Source organism: Pseudomonas sp., from assembly GCF_030690725.1.
In the GTDB taxonomy this organism is placed as follows: domain Bacteria; phylum Pseudomonadota; class Gammaproteobacteria; order Pseudomonadales; family Pseudomonadaceae; genus Aquipseudomonas.
In genome coordinates this window covers 106,509-130,414 of record NZ_JAUYGD010000089.1, presented here as the reverse complement: position 1 = coordinate 130,414, position 23,906 = coordinate 106,509, and the positions used below count along the sequence as shown (strand labels likewise).

Below are 23,906 nucleotides of genomic sequence, written 5' to 3'. Positions count from 1 at the left end.
CGGGTCTTGCAGAATGTGTGGGCGGTTACGGGAATCGGACCCGCTATCGTCCAAAACAGCTAAAGCAGAAAAGCAAAAGCTGGAAGCAGGGGCGAACCCCACTTCCAGCTTCGGCAGTCAGCTACGCGTAAGCATTGCTTAGCGACGCAGACCCAGGCGACCGATCAGGGCGCTGTAACGACTAACATCCTTGCCCTTCAGGTAATCCAGCAGCTTACGACGCTGGTTAACCATACGGATCAGGCCACGACGCGAGTGGTGGTCTTTACCGTTGGCCTTGAAGTGGCCTTGCAGCTTGTTGATGTTGGCGGACAGCAGTGCAACTTGCACTTCCGGGCTACCGGTGTCGCCAGCAGCTTGCTGGTAGTCAGTTACGATCTGGGCTTTTTCTTCAACGCTGAGTGCCATGTGGGCAATCCTCTCAGTTAGGCAACTGCCGAAACAGTCGCAATAGGCCGGGAATCGCTTCCCGTGTTTTTAAGTGAGGTATGACCGCGCCTATTAACAGCCACCCTCGATACACGCAGACCAGAGCCGAAACCCCCTGCCTGCGCTACGGTCATGCTGACCGAATCAAACGACGCGGCGCTATGCGCCCGTCTTCGCTCACTTCACCGATACCGATAAAGCGACCGTTGTGATCTTGCACCCGAACCATGCCGAACTTCGGCGCTTCCGGGGCGCGTACCGGCTGCCCTTGCAGCCAGTAAAACGAACTGTGCTCAGAGAACTGCAGCAGCGGCCAGTGTTGCAGACCGCTATCGACCGGTTGCAAGAACTGGTCAACGGCCTCGTTGCCACCTTCGCCATGTACCCGCTCCAGCTCTTCGAGCGTTACGGTGCGGCTCAAATCGAAGGGACCGGCTTTGGTTCTGCGCAGCTCTGCAACGTGTGCACCGCAACCCAGCAGGTGGCCGATGTCTTCGACCAGGGTACGGATATAGGTGCCTTTGCTGCAATCGACCGCCAGGCGCGCTTGCTCCGCCTCGCAGCCCAGCAATTCCAGGCGCGCAATAGTAACAGAACGCGGCTCGCGCTCCACTACTTCACCGGCACGAGCCAGCTTGTAAAGTGGCTGACCATCGCGCTTGAGCGCCGAGTACATCGGCGGTATCTGGCTGATTTCACCACGAAAACCCGGCAGAACCGCTTCGATATCGGCGCGACCAACGGTCACCGGGCGACGCTCCAGCACTTCACCTTCAGCATCGGCGGTGGTAGTGGTGACACCCAGCTGCATCAGGGTTTCGTAGCCTTTGTCAGCATCCAGCAGGTACTGGGAGAACTTGGTCGCCTCACCGAAGCACAGCGGCAGTACGCCAGTGGCCAGAGGGTCGAGGCTACCGGTGTGCCCGGCCTTCTCGGCATTCAGCAACCAACGCACCTTCTGCAAGGCGGCGTTGGAGCTAAAGCCCTTGGGCTTATCCAGCAAGATGATGCCATCGACGGCACGACGAATACGTTTGACCTGGGCCACGTGCTTACTCCTTGGCCTCGTGTTCATCACCGTGCTGACGGTCTTCGCTGACTGCACGCTCGATCAGTGCCGACAGCTGCGCACCGCGAATCACGCTTTCGTCATAGTGGAAACGCAGGTTCGGCACGCTGCGCAGCTTCATTGCCTTGCCCAGCTGCATACGCAGGAAGCCGCTGGCATCGTTGAGCACCTTGATGCTCTGCACGACGGGATCGACACCCTCTTCAGGCTCCCCACCCATGATGGTGACGAACACCTTGGCATGACTGGAGTCACGGCTGACTTCCACCGCGGTGATGGTCACCAGGCCGCCAAGACGCGGGTCCTTGATTTCCAAGCGGATCAACTGCGCCAGTTCGCGCTGTATCTGGTCGCCGATGCGCTGGGCCCGGCTAAATTCTTTGGCCATTTCTACTACCTTCACTCGTCACGCTGCTCGAAAAAGCAGCGGACCTAAAAGCGGCAAACGCCCGGCCGCGCAAAAGCGGGGCCGGGCGCTGCGTGTTGCGACTCGTGCTTACAGGCTACGAGCCACTTGGACTTTCTCGAACACTTCGATCTTGTCGCCGACCTTGACGTCGTTGTAGCTCTTCACGCCGATACCGCACTCCATGCCGTTACGCACTTCGGAGGCATCGTCTTTGAAGCGACGCAGGGATTCCAGCTCGCCTTCGAAGATCACTACGTCGTCGCGCAGTACGCGGATCGGACGGTTACGGAAGACCGTACCCTCGACCACCATACAACCGGCAATCGCACCGAACTTAGGCGAACGGAATACGTCACGCACTTCGGCGATACCCAGGATGTTCTCGCGAACATCGCTGCCGAGCATGCCGGTCAGGGCTTTCTTGACGTCTTCGATAATGTCGTAGATCACGTTGTAGTAACGCATATCCAGACCTTCCTGCTCGACGATCTTGCGCGCGCCGGCATCGGCACGCACGTTGAAGCCGAACAGTACAGCGTTGGAGGCCAGCGCCAGGTTGGCATCGGATTCGGTGATACCACCGACGCCGCCACCGACCACACGCACTTGCACTTCATCGTTACCCAGGCCGCTAAGCGAGCCTTGCAGCGCTTCCAGCGAACCACGGACGTCGGATTTGAGGACGATGTTGAGCGTCTTCTTCTCTTCCTGGCCCATGTTCTCGAAGATATTTTCCAGCTTGCCGGCGTGAGCACGGGCCAGTTTCACTTCGCGGAACTTGCCTTGGCGGAACAGGGCCACTTCGCGGGCTTTCTTCTCGTCAGCCAGCACGCTCATGTCGTCGCCAGCATCCGGGGTGCCGTCCAGGCCGAGAATCTCGACCGGAATCGACGGGCCTGCTTCTTTAATCGGCTTGCCGTTCTCATCGAGCATGGCGCGGATACGACCGTAGTTGGAACCGATCAGCACCATGTCGCCTTGACGCAGAGTACCGTCCTGAACCAGCACGGTCGCAACCGGACCGCGGCCTTTATCAAGACGCGATTCAACCACCACACCACGGCCCGGGGCCGATGGAGTAGCTTTCAGTTCGAGGATCTCGGCCTGCAGCAGCACAGCTTCGAGCAGTTCGTCGACACCAGTACCGACTTTCGCCGACACCGAGACGAATGGCGTATCACCGCCCCACTCTTCAGAGGTCACGCCGTGTACCGACAGTTCGCTACGAATGCGATCAAGGTCAGCGCCCGGCTTGTCGATCTTGTTCACCGCAACCACCAGCGGCACGCCAGCAGCCTGAGCATGCTGAACGGCTTCAATGGTCTGCGGCATCACGCCGTCGTCCGCGGCAACCACCAGGATCACGATATCGGTCGCCTTGGCACCACGAGCACGCATCGCGGTAAACGCAGCGTGGCCTGGGGTGTCGAGGAAGGTAACCATGCCGCGTTCGGTTTCTACGTGGTAGGCACCGATGTGCTGGGTGATACCACCGGCTTCGCCAGCAGCAACCTTGGCGCGACGGATGTAGTCGAGCAGCGAGGTCTTACCGTGGTCAACGTGACCCATAACGGTAACAACCGGCGCACGAGCAAAGGTCTCACCTTCAAACTTCAGCGATTCAGCCAGGGAGTCTTCCAGAGCCGTGTCGCTGACCAGGATGACCTTGTGGCCCAGCTCCTCAGCAACCAGCTGGGCAGTTTCCTGATCCAGCACCTGGTTGATGGTCGCCGGGGTACCCAGCTTGAACATGAACTTGATGATTTCAGCGGCTTTGACCGACATCTGCTGAGCCAGATCGCCCACAGTGATGGTCTCGCCAATCTTCACTTCACGCACGATCGGACCGGTCGGGCTCTGGAAGCCGTGAGCATTACGCTTCTTCAGCTTGGCCTTGCCACGACCACCACGACGGAAGCTGTCGCTTTCCTCGTCGATGGAACGCGGCGCAACACGTGGTGCCGGAGCCTTTTCCTTGACGGTCGGACGATGTTGGGTGGTCTTGCGCTCACCACCACGACGGTCGGCATCATCATTGCGCGCTTTGTCTGGACGGCGCGGTTCATCTTTCTTGCGCTCGTCGGCCGCAGGAGCCGCCATTACTGGCAGCTCAACCGCAACAACCGGAGCCGCTTCAACTACCGCTTCGCCAGCAGCAGGTGCAGGGCGCTGCGCTTCTTCTGCGGCGCGACGCTTGGCTTCTTCGTCAGCTTTCGCCTTGGCCGCTTCAGCTACAGCGCGCTGCTCAGCCAGCTCACGCTGCTTTTCAGCTTCGATTTCTTCAGCGCTGCGCTTGACGAAGGTTTTCTTCTTGCGCACTTCGACGCTGATGGTCTTGCTGCCGGCAACCCGCAGGGTGCTGGTAGTTTTGCGCTGCAAGGTAATCTTGCGCGGTTCTTCTGTCTTGCTATCGCCGTGACTGCTCTTGAGATGGGCCAACAGGGCCTGCTTCTCACTGTCGGTCACCGCTTGCTCAGCACTTTTGTGCGGCAAACCTGCCTCACTCATTTGCTGCAGCAGGCGTTCAACCGGCGTATTGACCACTTGGGCCAGTTCTTTAACCGTGACTTGCGTCATGCATTTCTCTCCTCAGGCCGCAACTGCTTACTCGAACCAATGGGCTCGGGCGGCCATGATCAACTTGCCGGCTCGCTCAGCGTCGATACCGTCGATGTCGAGCAGGTCATCAATCGACTGCTCGGCCAGGTCTTCGCGGTTAACAACGCCGCGCACTGCCAGTTCATGCGCAAGCGCCTTATCCATCCCCTCAAGCGAGAGCAAGTCTTCGGCTGGGTGGGCATCTGCCAGCTTTTCCTCGTTGGCGATGGCTTTAGTCAGCAAGCGATCTTTGGCACGGGCGCGGAGCTCGTTGACGATATCCTCGTCAAAGCCATCAATGCTGAGCATTTCTTCCATCGGTACGTAGGCAATTTCTTCAAGGCTGGTGAAGCCCTCTTCGACCAACACCTGGGCCAGTTCTTCGTCGACTTCCAGCTCGTCGATAAAGCGCTGCAGGATGTCGCCTGTTTCAGCTTGCTGCTTGGCCTGGATGTCCGCTTCGGTCATCACGTTCAAGGTCCAGCCAGTCAACTGACTGGCCAAACGCACGTTCTGACCGCCACGACCAATGGCCTGAGCAAGGTTGTCTGCGCCAACGGCGATGTCCATGGCATGGGCATCTTCGTCAACGATGATGGCTGCAACTTCGGCCGGCGACATGGCGTTGATTACGAACTGCGCGGGATTGTCATCCCACAGCACGATATCCACACGCTCGCCCGCCAACTCGCCGGAAACTGCTTGCACGCGCGAACCGCGCATGCCGATACAGGCACCCTGCGGGTCGATGCGTTTGTCTTTGGAACGCACGGCCAGCTTGGCGCGCGAACCAGGATCACGGGACGCGCCCATGACTTCGATCAGCTCTTCGGCGATCTCTGGCACTTCGATGCGGAACAGCTCGATAAGCATTTCCGGTGCGGTGCGCGAGAGGATCAGCTGCGGGCCGCGGTTCTCGGTGCGAATTTCCTTGAGCAGGGCGCGCAGGCGCACACCGACACGGAAAGTTTCGCGGGAGATGATGTCTTCGCGAGCCAGCATGGCTTCTGCGTTGTTACCCAGATCAACGATCACGCTGTCACGGGTAACTTTCTTCACGGTGCCGGAGATGATTTCACCCAGACGCTCGCGATAAGCCTCGACCACCTGAGCACGCTCAGCTTCGCGGACTTTCTGCACAATCACTTGCTTGGCAGTTTGCGCGGCAATACGACCGAACTCGATGGAGTCGATCTTCTCTTCCAGCACTTCACCAACTTTTGCATTGGCTTCAACTGCGCGCGGCATGTCAGTGGTGACCTGGTGCGCAGGATCATCAAAGTCAGCTTCTTCAACCACTGTCCAGCAGCGGAATGTTTCGTAGTTGCCGGTCTGACGATTGATCGCCACACGCAACTCGACTTCATCTTCAAAACGCTTCTTGGTAGCCGTGGCCAAAGCCAGCTCCAGCGCCTCAAAAATTACGCTCGCCGGTACGCCCTTTTCGTTGGATACCGACTCAACAACCAGCAGTACTTCTTTGCTCATCGTACGCCTCGCCTTTCGCAATCCATTGGATCCGCGCTATCCGCGCCACTTGCGGGGGATCCGCGTCTCAATCAAACCTGGGGATAATGTTGGCCTTGTCGATCATGTCGATCGGCAACAGGAATTCATGGTCATCCACCTGCACTACCACGTCCTGCTCTTCCACACCGCGCAGAAGGCCCTGGAAGTTGCGTCGACCTTCAAAAGGCGAGCGCAGCTTGATCTTCACTTGCTCACCGGCATGGCTGGCGAACTGTTCAATGGTGAACAGCGGCCGATCCATACCTGGCGAGGACACCTCAAGGGTGTACTCGGCGCTGATCGGGTCCTCGACATCGAGCACACCACTGATCTGCCGACTGACAATTTCACAGTCTTCGATCAGTACGCCGTCAGGCTGTTTATCAATATAAATTCGCAGCAGAGAATGCCGCCCTTGTGACAGGAACTCGACACCCCAACATTGGTAGCCAAGAGCCTCGACTACCGGGGCCACCAAGGCCTGCAACTGTTCTAGCTTGCTCGACACCTGAACCCCTCGCGCATGCTGTAAAAATAAAAAATGGGCGAATCGCCCATCATCAAACCGCCCTCTAAAGGCCGGCAAAGCTGTCGCCCAGCTAGCAAAAAGCCCCTTAAAAGGGGCTCCTCTGCAACTCAATGCGGGGGCTGGTTTTACCCAGCCAGCTTCGGATTAAACACCCGAGGAGCGACCTTGCTGCTCAATCCCACATCAAAGCTGGGGCCGGATTATACGACTGAACCCCAAGCAGGGTCAATCGACACTCCAGCAACAAAAAGGCCCGCATCGAGCGGGCCTTCCTGAAAATTGGTACCGAGGAGGGGACTCGAACCCCTACAGCCTATGGCCACTACCACCTCAAGGTAGCGTGTCTACCAATTCCACCACCTCGGCAAAATCGTTTGTTGCGTACAACCTACTGCGTATTACTGCTGCTCAGGAGCCTGAGGTACGTCCGCCGCTTCGGTAGCCGGCTTAGCTGCATCAAGAACAGGTACATCTTCAACAGCTGGCTTAGCCTGTTGTACTTCCAGGACTGCCGGATCAGGCAAACCGACCTGAGCCATACCATCAGCTTTGTCTTTAGCAAAGAACGCTAAACCCAAGCTAGTCATGAAAAAAGCGGTGGCGAGTATAGCAGTAACGCGACTCAAAAAGGTAGTGGTTCCTTGACTACCGAATACGGTAGAAGAAGCACCCGCACCAAAAGAAGCACCTGCGTCCGCACCTTTACCCTGCTGCAGCAAAACCAGCACAACAACACCGATAGCACCCAGCAGATGAAGAACAACGATAACTGTTTCCAGCATTTCTTTAGCTTCCTGCGGCGCGACAGATCGCACCGAACTCATCCGCATTCAGAGAGGCTCCACCCACAAGCCCCCCATCGATATCCGGCATACCGAACAACTCGGCTGCACTGGCGGCCTTGACACTGCCGCCATAAAGAATTCTTACCTTGCCCGCCAACTCAGGGCTTTTCACCGCCAACTGTGCGCGAATTGCCGCATGCACTTCCTGCGCCTGCGCAGGCGATGCTGTCAGACCAGTGCCAATGGCCCAAACTGGCTCATAGGCAATAACTGCACGCGCAAACACCTCAACACCCAACGCATCGGTTACCGCAGACAGCTGCGCAGCAACCACATCAAGCGTTTGCCCCGCTTCACGCTGAGCCAGGGTTTCGCCGACACACAGCACTGGAAGCAAACCTGAAGACTGCGCCGCCGCAAATTTGCGCGTCACAACCTCATCACTTTCACCCAGCAGCGATCTACGCTCGGAGTGACCAACCAGCACCAATGAACAGCTCGCGTCATGCAACTGACTTGCAGCTACTTCGCCACTCAAAGCACCTTGCTGCGCTTCGGTCGCACAATCTTGCGCACCCACCGCAACAGCATTGCCTGCCAGACCATCAACCACCTGACCAAGATGCAAACAAGACGGGAAAACCGCTACATCCACATCAGCAGGCAACACCTGCTGATTGAGACCGTTGATCAGCTCTGCGACGCTGGCGCGGGTACCGTGCATTTTCCAGTTACCAGCAACCATTGGGCGACGCATGCTTTACCTCGTCGGTCAAAGAGGGCGCAGATGTTACCCAACAGCTACCCGACTGGCAAGCCGAATCAAGCACATACATCCGCAACAACTTTAGCCAATTCATCGGCATAGCCGCGCACCTGGCCTTCATCGTCACCCTCGACCATCACACGCACCAATGGCTCGGTGCCGGATTTGCGCAGCAGCACCCGCCCACGCCCAGCCATTTGCTCAGTTACCCGCGCGCTAGCCTGCTGCACAGCTGGATGCTCCAGCGGGTCAACACCACCGGCAAAGCGTACGTTAACCAGCACTTGTGGGCACTTCTGCATACCCAACCGCGCCTCACCCAGAGTTTGCCCACGACGCTTGAGCGCCATCAGCACCTGCAGTGCAGCGATGATCGCATCACCGGTTGTAGTGTGCTGGAAACACACCAGATGGCCGGAGTTCTCCCCGCCCAGCTGCCAGTTGCGCGACAGCAACTCGGCAATCACGTAACGGTCGCCAACCTTGGCGCGGACAAACGGAATGCCCAGATCAGCCAGAGCCAGCTCCAACCCGAGGTTGCTCATCAGCGTACCGACGACGCCACCTTGCAGCTTGCCGCGCTCCAGCAGGTCACGGGCGATGATAAACAGCAGCTCATCACCATCCACTACGGCGCCGGAGTGATCGACCATCAACACCCGATCCGCATCACCGTCGAAGGCGATACCCAGATCAGCCTGCTGCGCCAGCACTTCAGCCTGCAGCGCTTCGACGTGGGTCGAGCCGCAGTTGTCATTGATATTCAGCCCATTGGGCTGCGCTGAAAGCACAGTGACCTGCGCACCCAACTCGCGGAATACGCTAGGGGCAACCTTGTACGCGGCGCCATGGGCGCAATCGACGACGATCTTCAGCCCGGCAAAGTCGGTGCTGCTCGGCACACTGCTCTTGCAGAATTCGATATAGCGCCCGGCAGCGTCATTAATTCGCGAGACTTTGCCCAACTGCTCGGACTCGACCACGGTCATCGGCTGATCGAGCAACTCTTCGATCATCAGCTCGATTTCGTCCGGCAGCTTGGTGCCCTGCCCGGAAAAGAACTTGATGCCGTTGTCATGATGCGGATTGTGCGAGGCACTGATAACGATCCCGGCCTCGGCATGAAAGGTACGGGTCAGGTAGGCGATGGCCGGTGTCGGCATCGGGCCGAGCAGCATCACATCCGCCCCGGCCGCAGACAGGCCAGCCTCCAGGGCAGACTCGAACATATAACCGGAGATGCGCGTGTCCTTGCCGATCAGAATGCGGCACTTGCCCTGCTTGCGAAACGCCATCCCGGCCGCCCAGCCGAGCTTAAGCATGAATTCCGGGGTAATAGGGAAGTCACCGACACGCCCACGAATACCGTCAGTACCAAAATATTTTCTACCCATCCCACAATTCCTTCTAACTTATTCGGCCGCTTCAACCGCGGCGATCATCCGTACTACATCAACCGTTTGCGCCACATCGTGGACCCGCAGGATATGTGCGCCTTTGCTCAGCGCCAACGCGGCCAAGGCCAGGCTGCCATACAGGCGCTCGCCCACTTCATGCCCCAACACTTTGCCGATCATACTCTTGCGCGACACCCCGACCAGTAAAGGCCGACCCAACGCATGCAGCGCCTGTAAATGCTTGAACAGCGAAAGATTGTGCTCCAGGGTTTTCGCAAAACCGAAACCTGGGTCAAGAATGACTCGCTCAGCGCCAATCCCTGCCGCCGCACAGGCCGCCAGCCGCTCAAACAGAAACTCGCGCACTTCCGCCACGACATCAGGGTATTGAGGGCTCTGTTGCATGGTGCTTGGCTCACCGCGCATATGCATCAAGCACACCGGCAGGCCGCTATCCGCTGCCGCGTCCACAGCGCCGTCGCGCTGCAATGAACGCACGTCATTGATCAAACCAGCGCCCAGCCGCGCAGTTTCGCGGATGACCGCCGGCGTTGAGGTATCCACCGAGATGATCACATCCAACTCGGCGGCAATGGCCTCGACTATGGGCGCAACCCGCTCCAGTTCCTCAACCGGAGAAACCGCACGAGCGCCAGGGCGCGTCGACTCACCACCAACATCAATCAGTGTTGCCCCGGCCTGCAGCATCGCCTCGGCATGACGCAAAGCCGCATCACGCTGGCCATAGCGCCCACCATCGGAGAAGGAGTCGGGGGTAACGTTGAGGATGCCCATCACTTGCGGACGGCTTAAATCAAGAAACCGGCTGCCACAGGGCAGCCGGTCAAAGGTTGGCGTAACAGACATGGAAAACCTTAAAGCTCGGCGGCTGGGCCACCAATTGGTTTTTCTGTGGACTCAGCGACTTCAACTGGCGCAGTCGGCGTACCGTTGCTGTCGTCACCGCCCTGCCAGCCTTTCGGCTCACGCGGCGCGAGGCCATTCATGATGTCTTCGATCTGCTCAGCGTCGATGGTTTCGTACTTCATCAGCGCTTGCGCCATGGCGTCCAGCTTGTCGCGGTTCTCTTCCAGCAGACGACGAGCCGTGCTGTAGCAGCCATCAATAATGCTGCGCACTTCCTGATCGATCACCTTGGCGGTGTCGGCAGAAACATTGCTCTGATTGCTGCCCATGCTGCGCCCAAGGAAGACTTCGCCCTCTTCTTCGGCATACATCATCGGGCCAAGCTTCTCCGACAAGCCCCACTTGGTGACCATGTTTTTAGCCAACTGGGTGGCACGCATGATGTCGTTGGACGCGCCGGTGGTGACGCCGTCGAAGCCCAGGGTCATTTCTTCGGCGATACGACCGCCGAACAACGAGCAGATCTGGCTGGTCAGCGCACGCTTGCTCAGGCTGTAACGATCTTCCTCAGGGAGGAACATGGTCACGCCCAGGGCACGACCGCGCGGAATGATCGACACCTTGTAGACCGGGTCATGCTCAGGCACCAGGCGCCCGACAATCGCGTGGCCGGCTTCGTGGAATGCGGTGTTGAGCTTTTCCTTGTCCGACATGACCATGGTCTTGCGCTCGGCGCCCATCATGATCTTGTCTTTGGCCAGCTCGAACTCTTTCATCTCGACCACACGCTTACCGGCGCGAGCAGCGAAAAGCGAGGCCTCGTTAACCAGGTTGGCCAGGTCGGCACCGGAGAAGCCCGGCGTGCCACGCGCGATTACGGCTGGTGCAACGTCTTCACCCATTGGCACTTTGCGCATATGCACTTTGAGGATCTGTTCGCGACCACGGATGTCTGGCAGACCCACCACGACCTGACGGTCGAAACGACCCGGACGCAGCAAAGCAGGGTCGAGCACGTCAGGACGGTTGGTGGCAGCAATGACGATGATGCCGTCATTCATTTCAAAGCCGTCCATCTCTACCAGCAACTGGTTGAGAGTCTGCTCACGCTCGTCGTGACCACCACCCATACCAGCGCCACGATGGCGACCCACAGCGTCGATCTCGTCGATAAAGATGATGCAAGGCGCGTGCTTTTTGGCCTGTTCGAACATGTCACGCACGCGGGATGCACCGACACCGACGAACATCTCGACGAAGTCCGAACCGGAGATGGTGAAGAACGGCACCTTGGCTTCGCCAGCAACTGCCTTGGCCAGCAAGGTTTTACCGGTACCCGGCGAACCCACCATCAGCACGCCGCGCGGGATACGCCCGCCTAGACGCTGGAATTTGCCCGGATCACGCAGGAACTCAACCAGCTCGCTGACTTCTTCCTTGGCCTCGTCGCAACCGGCGACGTCAGCGAAGGTGGTTTTGACCTGATCTTCCGAGAGCAGGCGCGCCTTGCTCTTGCCGAAGCTCATCGGCCCGCCCTTGCCGCCCGCGCCACCTTGCATCTGGCGCATAAAGAACATGAACACGGCGATGATCACCAGAATCGGGAAGCTGGCTACCAGCAACTGAGTCCAGATGCTCTGCTGCTCAGGCTGCTTGCCGACGATCTCGACGTTGTTGTCCATCAGATCCTTGATCAGGCCGTTGTCCTGAATCGCCGGACGCACGGTCTCGAACGAGGAACCATCGGTACGGGTACCACTGATGATGAAACCATCCACCGTCACCCGTTTAACGCCGCCATCCTGAACCTGCTGGATAAACTGCGAATAGTTGAGTTTGTTCGACTCAGTGGGGCTGGAAAAATTGTTCATCACCGTCACCAAGACGGCGGCGATGATCAGCCACAGGACCAGATTCTTTGCCATGTCGTTCAATTAGCTACCCTCTGAAGCAGGCCCCGTGTCGAAGCGCGCTTCGCATGACGACCAGTTATGTACCGATCTAACTTACTACACAACGCCCACCCCTGGCAGACGCCGTCTGTAACCCTTTATTTGTTGTGAGACCGCAAAGCCCCACCACAATTCGCCGCAAAGCCTGCAGCCATCAGAGGCCGCGAAAGCCCCGCGCCAGCATATATTGCTCGCGGGAGCGGTCACGCGAGGACAGCGGCTTGCGCATCTGCACCTTGTCGAACAGCTGACGCACCTGTTTGTGGTACAGATCAAAACCTTCGCCCTGGAAGATCTTGATCAGAAAATCCCCACCCGGACGCAACACTCGGGTCGACAAATCCAACGCCAGCTCGCACAGGTACATCGCACGCGGCTGATCCGACTCCCTTACCCCACTCATATTGGGGGCCATATCGGAAATCACAAGGTCTACCGGGTGTTCGCCGATAGCCTCAAGAATCTGCGCGAACACCGCGTCGTCGGTGAAGTCGCCCTGGATAAAGGTGACATCAGGGATGCTGTCCATCTCGAGAATATCTGAAGCGATCAAACGCCCCTTGTCACCGATCACCCGACTGGTGACCTGCGACCAACCGCCCGGCGCTGCGCCCAGATCGACTACAGTGATGCCAGGCCTGAGGATGCGATCCTTCTCCTGAATCTCCAGCAGTTTGTAGCTGGCGCGCGAACGATAGCCATCCTTCTGCGCCATTTTGACGTAGGGGTCGTTGAAATGCTCTTTCAGCCAACCTTGACTGGTCTTGGAACGGGCCACGCAATACCTCGAATGTGCAACGCATGAATATCTGGGCGGTCCCGAAGGCGCTCGGGTAAACTAACCGCCGTTTTTTACCAGATTAAATGCAGGAATCAGATTATGCCGCTCACTCAAGAGCAGAAGAAACAATTCAAATCTATCGGTCACCATTTGAAGCCTGTATTGATCGTGGCTGACAACGGTCTGACCGAAGGTGTGCTGACAGAACTGGAACGCGCACTGGGCGATCATGAACTGATTAAAGTGCAAATACGCATCACCGAGCGTGAAGACCGCCTAACGGCCATCAACGAACTGTGCAAGGCCAGCAAAGCTGACCTGGTTCAGGTGATTGGCAAAATGGCGCTGATCTACCGCAAGAACCCGAAAGTGAACAAGAACCTGTCCAACGTTCACCGTCATCACGGCTGATCTATCAGCCGTTGCAAGGCGCGCTCAGCGCCTTTGCAACCACCTACCCTGCCCACTCTTACCGCTTAGAGCTTGTGCCTGAGCTTTTGTGGCAGCGGCTGCAACACCAGCAACAGGCCGCAAAAGGCCATGACCAGGTAACTGAACATCAACCACAGTTCAGCTTCTGGCAGCAGTTGGCGCACAGCAAAGTAACTGCCCGCCATCGCCACCACGACCAATAGCAATTGCCCACGGGCATCACGCCACAGGCTTGCCAGGCGTTCGGCACGAATCAGCACCAGCACCTGCAATCCGGCGCAAACCGCCGCCAGACCAACCAGTAATGGCCGCAGGGTATTGCCGATTTCTTCGACCAGCAATGAGGCCAGGCCGATCTTGGCAATCGCCGGTATCAGCAGAAAATGCAACAACCAGAGGCCGCCAACCCAGAGCGTCTGAGCCAGCAGCCAGCTGATTACGCCGGCATCACGCGTACCCGGCTTAGAGATGGCGAACCTCGACAATCTCATACTCAAGCGCACCGCTCGGGGTCTGCACCACCACCACGTCACCTTCGTTCTTGCCGATCAGGGCACGGGCGATAGGTGAACCGACGGAGATCTTGCGCTGCCGGATGTCCGCCTCGTCCTCACCAACGATCTGGTAAACCACGCTTTCATCGGTTTCGCAGTTGGCGATCTCAACGGTGGTGCCGAAAATCACCTTGCCGGTGTGTTCGATACTGGTGACATCGATGATCACCGCATTCTGCAGACGGCCCTCGATATCGCGGATACGCGCCTCAACCATGCCCTGCTGCTCGCGCGCGGCATGGTATTCGGCGTTTTCCTTGAGGTCACCGAGCTCGCGCGCGGTGCCGATATCCTGACTGAGCTTGGGGCGTACCACCTTGGTCAGATGAGCGTGTTCTTCCTCCAGGGCGCGCGCGCCCTGGACGGTCATCGGGTATTTGGTCATGCCTTGATTCCTGCATGTAGATCCTGCAGCCGGCGCACGGTCTTCTCGGGACCGAACTTCAGCGCTTCACAGATCGCCTGACCCGCCGCAATGGTGGTGGTGCAGTAGATCTTGTGCTGCAGAGCGTTACGACGAATGGAGTAGGAGTCGGCGATGGACTGGCGACCCTCGGTGGTGTTGATGATCAGGGTGACTTCGTCATTCTTGATCATGTCGACCACGTGTGGACGGCCTTCGGTCACCTTGTTCACGCGACGCACTGGCAAGCCAGCAGCCTCGATCAGCTTGGCGGTACCGGCAGTTGCCACCACTTCAAAACCCAGGCCGATCAGGTCGCGGGCAACGCCTTCCACCAACGGTTTGTCGTCATCACGCACACTGATAAACGCAACGCCTGCGTTTGGCAGAATCTCGCTGGCACCCGACTGCGCCTTGGCAAAGGCTTCGCCGAAGGTATCGCCCACGCCCATCACTTCACCGGTGGACTTCATTTCTGGGCCGAGGATCGGGTCGACGCCTGGGAACTTGGCGAACGGGAATACCGCTTCCTTGACGCTGAAGTACGGCGGGATGATTTCCTTGGTATAACCAGCCTCAGCCAGCGACCTGCCTGCCATGACGCGCGCTGCCACCTTGGCCAGCGAGACACCGACGCACTTGGAGACAAACGGTACGGTACGCGAAGCACGCGGGTTCACTTCGATTACGAAGATGTCCTCGCCCTGCACGGCCATCTGCACGTTCATCAGGCCAACCACATTCAGCTCCAGGGCCATTTTCTTGACTTGGTCACGAATCTCATCCTGGATGTGCATCGGCAGCGAGTAAGGCGGCAGCGAGCAAGCGGAGTCACCAGAGTGCACGCCAGCCTGTTCGATGTGCTGCATGATCGCGCCAATCACCACGGTTTCACCGTCGCACACCGCGTCCACGTCCACTTCAATGGCGCAGTTGAGGAAATGATCGAGCAGCACCGGGCTGTCGTTGGAGACTTTTACCGCTTCGCGCATATAACGCTTGAGCTCGTCTTCCTGGTAGACGATTTCCATCGCCCGGCCGCCCAGTACATAGGACGGACGCACCACCAGCGGATAACCGATGGTCTTGGAGTGAGCCAGGGCTTCATCTTCGCTGCGCGCGGTGGCATTGGCCGGCTGACGCAGACCGAGACGCTGAACCATCTGCTGGAAGCGCTCGCGGTCTTCGGCACGGTCGATGGCATCAGGGCTGGTGCCGATGATCGGCACGCCGGCTTCTTCCAAGGCGCGACAGATTTACAGCGGGGTCTGGCCGCCGTACTGCACGATCACACCTTTCGGCTGCTCGACGCGGACGATTTCCAGCACGTCTTCCAGGGTTACCGGCTCGAAGTACAGACGGTCGGAGGTGTCGTAGTCGGTGGAGACGGTCTCCGGGTTGCAGTTGACCATGATGGTCTCGTAACCGTCTTCACGCAGTGCCAGTGCGGCGTGCACGCAGCAGTAGTCGAACTCAATACCCTGGCCAATACGGTTCGGCCCGCCACCGAGGATCATGATCTTGTCGCGGCTCGACGGATTGGCTTCGCACTCTTCCTCATAGGTCGAGTACATGTAAGCGGTGTCGGTGGCGAATTCGGCGGCGCAGGTGTCGACGCGCTTGTACACCGGCAGCACTTTCAACTTGTGGCGCTGGCTACGCAGGGTCTTCTCGGTCACGCCCAGCAGCTTGGCCAGGCGAATATCGGAGAAGCCTTTACGCTTGAGCTTGTACATCGAGTCACGGTCGATGCTGGACAGAGCCAGCGTTTTGATCCGCTCCTCGTCCTTGATCAGATCTTCGATCTGCACCAGGAACCATTCATCGATATTGGTCAGCTCGAAGACTTCGGCCACGGTCTTGCCCGCACGGAAGGCATCGCCGATGTACCAGATACGGTCAGCGCTTGGCACGGTCAGTTCGCGACGCAGGGTGCTTTCGGCTTCAGGATCGGCCAGATCAAGCATCGGATCGAGGCCCGAAACGCCTACTTCCAGACCGCGCAGGGCTTTCTGCAGGGATTCCTGGAAGGTGCGACCGATGGCCATGACTTCACCGACAGATTTCATCTGGGTAGTCAGGCGGGCGTCGGCCTTGGGGAATTTCTCGAAGGCAAAACGCGGGATCTTGGTGACGACGTAGTCGATGGCCGGCTCGAACGAGGCCGGAGTACGACCGCCGGTGATGTCGTTGCTCAGCTCGTCAAGGGTGTAACCCACGGCCAGCTTGGCGGCGATCTTGGCAATCGGGAAGCCGGTGGCCTTGGAGGCCAGCGCCGAGGAACGCGATACGCGCGGGTTCATCTCGATCACGACCATGCGGCCAGTGTTCGGGCAGATACCGAACTGCACGTTGGAGCCGCCAGTTTCCACGCCGATCTCGCGCAGCACCGCCAGAGAGGCGTTACGCAGGATCTGGTATTCCTTGTCGGTCAGGGTTTGTGCCGGGGCCACGGTGATCGAGTCACCGGTGTGCACGCCCATCGGGTCGAAGTTTTCGATGGCGCAGACGATGATGCAGTTGTCCTTTTTATCGCGGACCACCTCCATCTCGTACTCTTTCCAGCCGATCAGCGATTCGTCGATCAGCAGTTCGCTGGTTGGCGACAGATCGATACCGCGGGCGCAGATTTCTTCGAACTCTTCGCGGTTGTAGGCAATACCGCCACCGGTGCCGCCCATGGTGAAGGACGGACGGATGATGCACGGGAAGCCAACCTTCTCCAGCACGCCGTAGGCTTCTTCCATGTTGTGCGCGATGCCAGAAACCGGGCAGGCCAGGCCGATGTCTTTCATCGCCTTGTCGAAGCGCGAGCGGTCTTCAGCCTTGTCGATGGTGTCGGCGTTGGCGCCGATCATCTCGACGCCGAATTTTTCCAGGATGCCGTGCTTTTCCAGGTCCAGCGCGCAGTTCAGCGCGGTCTGGCCACCCATGGTTGGCAGCAGCGCATCAGGGCGCTCCTTCTCGATGATCTTGGCCACGGTGGACCACTTGATCGGTTCGATATAGGTGGCGTCCGCCATGGCCGGGTCGGTCATGATGGTGGCCGGGTTGGAGTTCACCAGAATGACGCGGTAACCCTCTTCTTTCAGCGCTTTACACGCCTGGGCACCGGAATAGTCGAACTCGCAGGCCTGGCCGATAACAATCGGGCCAGCGCCGAGGATCAGGATGCTTTTAATGTCTGTACGCTTTGGCATGTTCTCTCTCTCGAATCCTTGGGTCAGTCGGCTGGCTTAACGGCGCTTGGCCATGGCTTCGATAAAACGGTCGAACAGCGGCGCCACATCGGCTGGGCCGGGGCTCGCTTCGGGGTGACCCTGGAAGCTGAAGGCGTCCTTGTCGGTCCGCTCGATACCCTGCAGGGAACCGTCGAACAGCGACTTGTGGATGGCGCGCAGGTTGCTTGGCAGCGTGGCCTCGTCCACGGCAAAACCGTGGTTCTGGCTGGTGATCATCACCACACCAGTTTTCAGGTCCTGCACTGGGTGGTTGGCACCGTGGTGACCGTGACCCATTTTCAGGGTCTTGGCGCCGGAGGCCAGGGCCAGCAGCTGGTGACCGAGGCAGATGCCGAATACAGGGATATCGGTTTCCAGCACGTCCTTGATCGCAGCAATGGCGTAATCGCACGGTTCGGGATCGCCCGGGCCGTTGGACAGGAATACGCCATCGGGATTCAGCGCCAGTACATCGCTAGCTGGAGTCTGCGCCGGCACCACAGTCACACGGCAACCGCGCTCGACCAGCATGCGCAGAATGTTCAACTTAACGCCGTAGTCGTAGGCAACCACGTGATACGGCAGCTCGCTGGCCGGGATTTCCGGGTGGCTGTCGTTTTCCAGGTTCCACACGCTGGAGCGCCATTCATAGCGCTCGGTGCAGCTGACCACTTTGGCCAGGTCCATGCCTTTCAGGCCGGGGAAGCTGCGTGCCAGCTCCAGGGCTTTTTCGTCGGTGGCGTCATCGCCGACCAGAATGCAGCCGTTTTGCGAGCCTTTCTCACGCAGGATGCGTGTCAGGCGGCGGGTATCGATACCGGCGATGGCGACGGTGCCGTTTTCCTTGAGGTATTCATCCAGTGGCTGCTTATTGCGCCAGTTGCTGGAGGTCAGCGGCAGGTCACGGATAATCAGGCCAGCTGCCCATACGCGGTTGGACTCGGCGTCTTCCGGCGTGGTGCCGGTGTTGCCGATGTGCGGATAGGTCAAGGTGACAATCTGCTGGGCATAGGAAGGATCGGTAAGGATTTCCTGATAGCCGGTCATGGCGGTGTTAAAAACCACCTCTCCAATAGTCTGGCCATCGGCACCGATGGCCTCGCCGCGAAAAATACTGCCATCAGCAAGAGCCAAAATGGCAGGTTTAAGGGCTGGCTTACTCAAGAAAACCTCCGAAAATTAAATCGTGAAGCAAACGCAGATTGTAAAAAAGCGGGATGACGTATCGACCGTCACCCCGCTTTTTTATCTGATTCATTCTGCGCAACTTTAGTGGACACACTAAAGCAGAAAGCTTACAGGAAAGTGCCTTTTTGGTCCACCGCCAGTTGCGCTTAAGACCCAGGCAAAAAGCACTCCTGCGACAGAATGCCCCAACTCAACATCAATTCAGCCCCAGAACGTCCTGCATGTCGTACAGACCAGGCTTGCGCTCCTGCAGCCACAAAGCCGCGCGCACCGCGCCTTTGGCGAAGGTCATGCGGCTGGATGCCTTGTGGGTGATTTCCACGCGTTCGCCATCGGCGGCGAACAGCACAGTGTGATCGCCGACCACATCACCGGCGCGCACCGTGGCAAAACCGATGGTTTCGCGCTCGCGAGCGCCGGTCTGGCCTTCGCGACCATAAACGGCGACTTTCTGCAGATCACGCCCCAGGGCATTAGCCACGACTTCACCCATGCGCAAGGCGGTGCCGGACGGCGCATCAACCTTGTGGCGGTGATGGGCTTCGATGATTTCGATATCCACATCACCACCCAGCACCCGCGCCGCAGTGTCGAGCAGTTTCAGGCAGAGGTTGACGCCGACACTGAAGTTGGCGGCAAACACGATGGAAATCTGCTTGCCCGCTTCAGCCAGCAGCTGCTTTTCTTCCGGGGAAAAACCGGTGGTGCCGATCACCATGGACTTACCGGCCTGACGGCAGATTTCCAGGTTTTTCAGGGTCACCGATGGATGGGTGAAGTCGATCAGCACATCGAACTGATCAAGCACCGCAGTCAGATCGCCGGACAGATTGACGCCAATCTTGCCCTGCGCCACCAGCTCACCGACATCCGCCCCGACCAGGCTGCTGTCAGCACGATCAATCGCCGCGCTCAGGCTTGCGCCATCGACTAGCTGCACGGCTTCGATCAGGGTCTTGCCCATGCGCCCGGCGGCGCCCATCACAGCAATACGTTGCATAGCTATCAGCTCCAAGCTGTCGCCACAGGCTGCAGCAGCCGCTCAGCGACCGCGCAGCCTGTCAGCGGGATTTACAGGTCGCCAAAGAAGCGCTTAACGCCTTCGAACCAGCCATTGGCTTTCGGCGAATGCGAGCTGTCGCCTTCCAGGGTCTTGCGGAACTCGTCGAGCAGTTCGCGCTGACGCTTATCCAGGTGCACCGGGGTTTCCACCGCCACCTTGCACATCAGATCGCCTGCACCGCCGCCACGCACGGGCGCCACGCCCTTGCCACGCAGGCGGAACATCTTGCCGGTCTGCGTACCTTCCGGAATTTTCAGCTTGACCCGACCATCCAGGGTCGGCACTTCCAGCTCGCCGCCCAGGGCCGCATCGGCAAAGCTGATTGGCACTTCGCAGTACAGGTGCTTGCCGTCGCGCTGGAAGATCGCGTGCTCGCGCACATTCACCACCACGTACAGGTCGCCCGCCGGGCCGCCCATGGCACCCGCCTCGCCTTCGCCAGACAGACGAATGCGGTCGCCGGTATCGACGCCAGCCGGCACTTTCACCGACAGAGTCTTGTGCTCCTCTACCCGGCCATGGCCGTGGCAGGAGCCGCACGGGTCGGTGATCATCTTGCCGCTGCCGTGGCAGCGCGGGCAGGTCTGCTGCACCGAGAAGAAGCCCTGCTGCATACGCACCTGGCCAATACCGCCACAAGTGGTACAGGTCACCGGCGTGGTGCCCTTCTTCGCGCCCGAGCCATCGCAAGGTTTGCAATTGACCAGCGTCGGTACGCGAATGGTCACCGTAGTGCCACGCACCGCTTCTTCCAGATCCAGCTCCAGGGTGTAGCGCAGGTCACTGCCGCGCTGCGCGCCGCCCCGTTGACCGCCACGACCACCGCCGCCGAAGAAATCACTGAATACATCGCCGAAGATATCGGAGAAGTTCGCCCCGCCCGGGCCGCCACCACCGCCACCCATTTGCGGGTCGACACCGGCGTGGCCGTACTGATCGTAAGCCGAACGTTTGGCCGCATCGGAAAGCACTTCGTAAGCCTCGTTGGCTTCCTTGAACTTCTCTTCGGCGGCTTTATCGTCCGGGTTACGGTCGGGGTGATACTTCATGGCCAGACGGCGGTAGGCTTTTTTCAGCTCCGCTTCGCTGGCGCCGCGCTCGACACCGAGCACCTCATAAAAATCGCGTTTAGCCATAAGTCTTCAACACCTTTAAATCGTCTACTCCAGACACGCCAACGCGGGAGCAAGCTCCCGCGCGGCGGATCATGCCGAACGCGACTCGCGTCACGCCCGGCCAGAGCGGCATAAGCTTGCGCCTATTTATTTGTTGTCTTTGACCTCTTCGAACTCAGCGTCGACCACGTCGTCGCCTGCGTCCTTGGCTTGCTCAGCACCCGGGGCTTGCGCACCTGGCTGCGGCTGCTCGGCGTACATCTTCTGCGCAAGCGGTGCGGTCACTTCAGACAGCGCGGTCATCTTGGCGTCGATTTCAGCCTTGTCGTCGCCCTTGATCGCCACTTCCAGCGCGCTCAATGCGGTTTCAATTGCAGTCTTCTCGTCAGCAGTGGCCTTGTCGCCAGCCTCGGTGATCATCTTGCGGGTGGCGTGCACCAGCTGATCGCCCTGATTGCGTGCGGTCGCCAGCTCTTCGAACTTGCGATCGTCCTCGGCATTGACTTCGGCATCACGCACCATCTGCTGAATTTCTTCTTCAGACAGACCGGAGTTGGCCTTGATCACGATCGACTGAGTCTTGCCGGTGGCCTTGTCTTTCGCGCCGACGTGCAGAATGCCGTTGGCATCGATATCGAAGGTTACTTCGATCTGCGGTACGCCACGCGGAGCTGGCGGAATCTCGGCCAGGTCGAATTTGCCCAGGGACTTGTTACCGCTGGCTTGCTTGCGCTCGCCCTGCAGCACGTGAATGGTCACGGCGCCTTGGTTGTCGTCAGCAGTCGAGAACACTTGCGATTTCTTGGTCGGAATCGTGGTGTTTTTCTCGATCAGCGCAGTCATCACGCCGCCCATGGTTTCGATACCCAAGGTCAGCGGGCTGACGTCGAGCAGCAGCACGTCTTTGACGTCGCCCGACAGTACCGCGCCCTGGATAGCAGCACCCATGGCTACAGCTTCGTCCGGGTTGACGTCTTTACGCGCTTCTTTACCAAAGAAATCGGTTACCAGCTTCTGCACCAGCGGCATGCGGGTCTGACCGCCGACCAGGATCACATCGTTGATCGCGCCGATGTCGATACCGGCGTCTTTCAGCGCGATACGGCAAGGCTCGATGGTGCGCTGCACCAGGTCTTCAACCAGCGACTCCAGCTTGGCGCGGGAAATCTTCACGTTCAGGTGCTTAGGACCGGTGGCGTCTGCAGTGATGTACGGCAGGTTGACGTCGGTCGACTGGCTCGAGGACAGTTCTATCTTGGCTTTCTCAGCGGCTTCTTTCAGGCGCTGCATGGCCAGCGGGTCACCCTTGAGGTTCATGCCGCTTTCTTTCTTGAATTCGTCAACGAGGTAGTCGATCAGACGAATATCGAAGTCTTCACCGCCGAGGAAGGTGTCACCGTTGGTGGCCAACACTTCGAACTGGTGCTCGCCGTCAACTTCAGCAATTTCGATCACGGATACGTCGAAGGTACCGCCACCCAGGTCATAAACGATCACGGTGTGGTCGCCCTTGGCCTTGTCCATGCCATAGGCCAGCGCAGCAGCGGTCGGCTCGTTGATGATGCGTTTTACATCCAGACCAGCAATACGGCCGGCGTCTTTGGTCGCCTGACGCTGGCTGTCGTTGAAGTAGGCCGGCACGGTGATCACCGCTTCGGTCACTGGCTCGCCGAGGTAGTCTTCGGCGGTCTTCTTCATCTTCTTCAGAATTTCAGCCGAGATTTGCGGCGGCGCCATCTTCTGGCCGTTCACTTCAACCCAGGCGTCACCGTTGTCCGCCTTGGCGATCTTGTACGGCACCATTTGGATGTCTTTCTGCACGACGTCTTCTTCAAAACGACGACCGATCAGACGCTTAACCGCATACAGGGTGTTGTGCGGATTGGTCACGGCCTGACGTTTGGCCGACTGGCCGACGAGGATTTCACCGTCGTTGGCATACGCGATGATCGACGGCGTAGTACGCGCGCCTTCAGCGTTTTCGATAACTTTAGCGACACCGTTTTCCAGAACCGAGACGCACGAGTTGGTGGTCCCCAGGTCGATACCAATAATTTTGCCCATCTTCACTCTCCCGAAACTTTGATAATCCCGCCGCTGATCGTTGCCAGCGGCGGTAGCACTAAAACGCTTGACTGTTTAATGGGGGCAGCTCGGCGAATTTCAAGCCTGCTCATCGATCGATGGCGGCGCTTCTACCGGCGCCTTGCTGACCACCACCATGGCGGGGCGCAGCAGACGACCATTGAGCATGTAGCCCTTCTGGAACACTTTAAACACGCTGTTAGGCTCGACGCTGGTGCTTTCCTGCATCGCCATCGCCTGATGGTGCTCGGCGTTGAACGGCGCGCCATGCGGGTCAATGGCTTCCAACTGGTGACGCTTGAGGGTGTCGCCGAACAGCTTGAGCGTCAGCTCCATGCCCTCACGCACTGCCTTGATCGCCTCATCATCCGGATTCGACAGCTCAAGGCCGCGCTCCAGGCTATCCACCACCGGCAACAAGTCGTTGGCGAATTTCTCCAGAGCGAATTTGTGCGCCTTCTCTACATCCTGCTCGGCGCGGCGGCGCACGTTCTGCAGATCGGCAGCCATGCGCAGCGACTGATCCTGCGCAGTAGCCAGTTGCTCTTCCAGCGCTTGCACGCGGGCAACCAGGTCATCGCCCGCAGCCGCTTCGGCAGCTGTTTGTACATCGGGGTTCTGCGTATCCAGGGTCTGTTCGTCAGCCATGCGTCTCTCCTCTTATAAATCCGACGCGAGCCTCAACTCACGTACCTGACCGCTATATGGGGTCAAAAAATCTGGTTTCAAGGACAGCAGACGGATTGTCAGCCCA

The 23,906-nt window shown here is 58.8% G+C and carries 20 protein-coding genes, 1 tRNA gene and 1 pseudogene; 1 reads left to right on the top strand and 21 read right to left on the bottom strand.

Translation table 11 applies throughout. The features are described from left to right. Positions 1-138: 138 nt before the first annotated feature. The 13 genes from rpsO to rlmE form a co-directional block, all read right to left on the bottom strand. The gene (gene rpsO / locus Q8O69_RS21355; protein ID WP_275961681.1) at positions 139-408 is read right to left on the bottom strand and encodes a 30S ribosomal protein S15; all 270 of its coding nucleotides are present in this window, start codon (positions 406-408) and stop codon (positions 139-141) included. Between the two features lie 151 nt (positions 409-559). Continuing rightward, positions 560-1,477: a tRNA pseudouridine(55) synthase TruB gene (gene truB / locus Q8O69_RS21350; RefSeq protein ID WP_275961682.1), complete on the bottom strand. Its 918-nt coding sequence runs from the start codon at positions 1,475-1,477 to the stop codon at positions 560-562. Between the two features lie 4 nt (positions 1,478-1,481). Further along, positions 1,482-1,886, bottom strand: a complete 405-nt coding sequence (gene rbfA, locus Q8O69_RS21345; protein ID WP_305594387.1) for a 30S ribosome-binding factor RbfA — start codon at positions 1,884-1,886, stop codon at positions 1,482-1,484. A gap of 108 nt (positions 1,887-1,994) precedes the next feature. Continuing rightward, positions 1,995-4,484, bottom strand: a complete 2,490-nt coding sequence (gene infB, locus Q8O69_RS21340; RefSeq protein WP_305594385.1) for a translation initiation factor IF-2 — start codon at positions 4,482-4,484, stop codon at positions 1,995-1,997. Between the two features lie 27 nt (positions 4,485-4,511). Next, positions 4,512-5,993: a transcription termination factor NusA gene (nusA, locus tag Q8O69_RS21335; RefSeq protein WP_305594383.1), complete on the bottom strand. Its 1,482-nt coding sequence runs from the start codon at positions 5,991-5,993 to the stop codon at positions 4,512-4,514. A gap of 67 nt (positions 5,994-6,060) precedes the next feature. Continuing rightward, on the bottom strand, positions 6,061-6,522 hold the full coding sequence (gene rimP / locus Q8O69_RS21330) for a ribosome maturation factor RimP (RefSeq protein ID WP_305594381.1): 462 nt from the start codon (positions 6,520-6,522) through the stop codon (positions 6,061-6,063). A gap of 301 nt (positions 6,523-6,823) precedes the next feature. After that, positions 6,824-6,909 (bottom strand) — tRNA-Leu (locus Q8O69_RS21325). A 32-nt stretch (positions 6,910-6,941) separates the two neighbouring features. Then, positions 6,942-7,325, bottom strand: coding sequence for a preprotein translocase subunit SecG (gene secG / locus Q8O69_RS21320; protein WP_275961686.1), 384 nt, complete (start codon positions 7,323-7,325; stop codon positions 6,942-6,944). A 4-nt stretch (positions 7,326-7,329) separates the two neighbouring features. Continuing rightward, positions 7,330-8,085 (bottom strand): triose-phosphate isomerase, encoded by a 756-nt coding sequence (tpiA, locus tag Q8O69_RS21315; RefSeq protein WP_305594379.1) that lies wholly within the window; start codon positions 8,083-8,085, stop codon positions 7,330-7,332. A gap of 65 nt (positions 8,086-8,150) precedes the next feature. Continuing rightward, positions 8,151-9,488 carry a phosphoglucosamine mutase gene (gene glmM, locus Q8O69_RS21310; protein WP_305594377.1) on the bottom strand — a complete coding sequence of 446 codons (1,338 nt, stop codon included), beginning with the start codon at positions 9,486-9,488 and terminating at the stop codon, positions 8,151-8,153. 18 nt (positions 9,489-9,506) lie between these two features. Continuing rightward, positions 9,507-10,358 (bottom strand): dihydropteroate synthase, encoded by an 852-nt coding sequence (folP, locus tag Q8O69_RS21305; RefSeq protein ID WP_305594375.1) that lies wholly within the window; start codon positions 10,356-10,358, stop codon positions 9,507-9,509. Between the two features lie 8 nt (positions 10,359-10,366). Next, positions 10,367-12,283 carry an ATP-dependent zinc metalloprotease FtsH gene (ftsH, locus tag Q8O69_RS21300; protein WP_305594373.1) on the bottom strand — a complete coding sequence of 639 codons (1,917 nt, stop codon included), beginning with the start codon at positions 12,281-12,283 and terminating at the stop codon, positions 10,367-10,369. 181 nt (positions 12,284-12,464) lie between these two features. Beyond that, on the bottom strand, positions 12,465-13,088 hold the full coding sequence (gene rlmE / locus Q8O69_RS21295; RefSeq protein ID WP_275961691.1) for a 23S rRNA (uridine(2552)-2'-O)-methyltransferase RlmE: 624 nt from the start codon (positions 13,086-13,088) through the stop codon (positions 12,465-12,467). A 102-nt stretch (positions 13,089-13,190) separates the two neighbouring features. Between rlmE and yhbY the strand changes: the two genes are divergently transcribed. Then, entirely contained in the window at positions 13,191-13,502 is a 312-nt protein-coding gene (gene yhbY, locus Q8O69_RS21290) for a ribosome assembly RNA-binding protein YhbY (RefSeq protein WP_305594371.1), read from the top strand. A gap of 65 nt (positions 13,503-13,567) precedes the next feature. Here the strand turns inward: yhbY and Q8O69_RS21285 are convergent, their stop codons facing one another. From Q8O69_RS21285 to grpE, 8 genes and pseudogenes are all read right to left on the bottom strand, one after another. After that, the gene (locus Q8O69_RS21285; RefSeq protein ID WP_371136213.1) at positions 13,568-14,014 is read right to left on the bottom strand and encodes a DUF4149 domain-containing protein; all 447 of its coding nucleotides are present in this window, start codon (positions 14,012-14,014) and stop codon (positions 13,568-13,570) included. Beyond that, positions 13,986-14,462, bottom strand: coding sequence for a transcription elongation factor GreA (gene greA, locus Q8O69_RS21280; protein ID WP_305594367.1), 477 nt, complete (start codon positions 14,460-14,462; stop codon positions 13,986-13,988). Before greA ends, Q8O69_RS21285 begins: the two co-directional genes overlap by 29 nt. Further along, positions 14,459-17,680, bottom strand: a pseudogene (gene carB / locus Q8O69_RS21275) (carbamoyl-phosphate synthase large subunit). The gene greA and the pseudogene carB overlap by 4 nt, the downstream one beginning before the upstream one ends. A gap of 36 nt (positions 17,681-17,716) precedes the next feature. Beyond that, positions 17,717-18,865 (bottom strand): glutamine-hydrolyzing carbamoyl-phosphate synthase small subunit, encoded by a 1,149-nt coding sequence (carA, locus tag Q8O69_RS21270; protein WP_305594365.1) that lies wholly within the window; start codon positions 18,863-18,865, stop codon positions 17,717-17,719. 220 nt (positions 18,866-19,085) lie between these two features. Beyond that, positions 19,086-19,889 carry a 4-hydroxy-tetrahydrodipicolinate reductase gene (dapB, locus tag Q8O69_RS21265; RefSeq protein ID WP_305594363.1) on the bottom strand — a complete coding sequence of 268 codons (804 nt, stop codon included), beginning with the start codon at positions 19,887-19,889 and terminating at the stop codon, positions 19,086-19,088. Between the two features lie 71 nt (positions 19,890-19,960). Then, entirely contained in the window at positions 19,961-21,088 is a 1,128-nt protein-coding gene (dnaJ, locus tag Q8O69_RS21260) for a molecular chaperone DnaJ (protein WP_305594361.1), read from the bottom strand. 126 nt (positions 21,089-21,214) lie between these two features. Next, entirely contained in the window at positions 21,215-23,131 is a 1,917-nt protein-coding gene (gene dnaK, locus Q8O69_RS21255) for a molecular chaperone DnaK (RefSeq protein ID WP_305594359.1), read from the bottom strand. A gap of 99 nt (positions 23,132-23,230) precedes the next feature. Then, positions 23,231-23,800 carry a nucleotide exchange factor GrpE gene (grpE, locus tag Q8O69_RS21250; RefSeq protein WP_305594357.1) on the bottom strand — a complete coding sequence of 190 codons (570 nt, stop codon included), beginning with the start codon at positions 23,798-23,800 and terminating at the stop codon, positions 23,231-23,233. Between the last annotated feature and the right edge of the window lie 106 nt (positions 23,801-23,906).